Below are 1,352 nucleotides of genomic sequence, written 5' to 3'. Positions count from 1 at the left end.
AGCCTAGTGATGGTCGGAAGAAAAACTTTCGATTTTCATTTATTGATTTATCGATTAATTAAGTTCTATCTTTGGTTGATAGAATCATTAATATGTCCATTTTCAACGAACATAAAATTTCAGTTTCCCAGCTGTTAAGCTTTATTCCTGAAGCATTATTATCGCATCTTTCCGCCAATACTAAGGTAGATCATTATTCAAAGGTTCTTCAAGGTAGGAAAATGTTTTATCTTCTTTTATTTGCTATTACCAGTAACGAAAAATTAAGCCAGCGAACTTTGGAAGATACCTTTAAAGATCCTGTATTTAAAGCCTTATTCAATCTTGATGAAACAGAAACAGTTAGGAGAAGTTCTATTTCTGAAAGACTCACTAAAATAGATTCAGGATATTTCAAGGAGATTTACGAGTGCATCTACAATATGTTTCATGATTCCTATACTGCGGGTGAAAGAGAGAAATATGATTTGATTAGAACAGACAGCACTGTTATAGGAGAAGCTGCTGGAAAATTAAAAGAAGGTATTGCTCAAAACGGAGGTAAAAAATTTATTAAATATAGTGTCTTATTTGATGGGATACTTCCTTGTGGAGTAGAAATATTCAATACTCCCCAATATTGTGCAGAAGATAATGCCCTCTCTGAAGCTGTCTTAGGGCATATGAAAAAAGAGAAGGATCATGCCAATATTTATATTATGGATAAAGGATTGGGATCTGCCCGAAGAATGAAAGATTTTGATGACAAGGGAATATTTTTTGTTATAAGAGCCAGAGAAAATAGAAGGTATGAAGAGATAAAGTCCTTTATTGAAAAAGATCAGGAAGTGAATTTAGGAGAAACCTTACTGATAAAAGACAGCCTGGTAAAACTATATTCCTCAACCCCAGTACCTACCCAAAAAGGAAAAACTTATAACAAAGAACAGCAGATTGAAAATAGATTCAGACTCATTGTAGTAGCCAATAAACAACAACCCGACAAGGAGGCTTGGCTTCTGACCAACGATTTTGAACTTCCTGCTAAAGAAATTGCAGATTATTATCAAAAAAGATGGGATATTGAAGTGTTTTTTAGATTTTTAAAACAGGAACTCCATATGAGTCATCTTGTTTCACTCAATAAGAATGGTATTGAGGTAATGATTTACATGACTCTTATTACGGCAATGCTGATACTTATATATAAAAAGGCAAACAATATAGGATATAAAACAGCCAAAAGAAGATTTGCAATGGAGATCAGAAATCTTGCCATATCAATACTAATAATAGGGGCTGGTGGTAATCCTGATAAAGTATTCAAAACATGATATAGTCGTGCTCGGATTTTCTTCCGACCACGACTAGGC

1 protein-coding gene is annotated in these 1,352 nt (G+C 33.7%); it reads left to right on the top strand.

The features are described 5' to 3' along the window. Positions 1–92: 92 nt before the first annotated feature. Positions 93–1,313 carry an IS4 family transposase gene (locus MP477_RS22655; protein WP_257192284.1) on the top strand — a complete coding sequence of 407 codons (1,221 nt, stop codon included), beginning with the start codon at positions 93–95 and terminating at the stop codon, positions 1,311–1,313. Positions 1,314–1,352 lie beyond the last annotated feature (39 nt).

This window comes from Chryseobacterium sp. WG23 (assembly GCF_024586575.1).
GTDB lineage: Bacteria > Bacteroidota > Bacteroidia > Flavobacteriales > Weeksellaceae > Chryseobacterium.
The sequence above is the reverse complement of the archived record's forward strand: the minus strand, read 5'-3'. Positions and strand labels throughout refer to the sequence as shown.

Excerpts from the sequence above, each read along its gene's own strand:
- MP477_RS22655 (WP_257192284.1), top strand. The coding sequence starts at position 93 with ATGTCCATTTTCAACGAACATAAAATTTCAGTTTCCCAGCTGTTAAGC.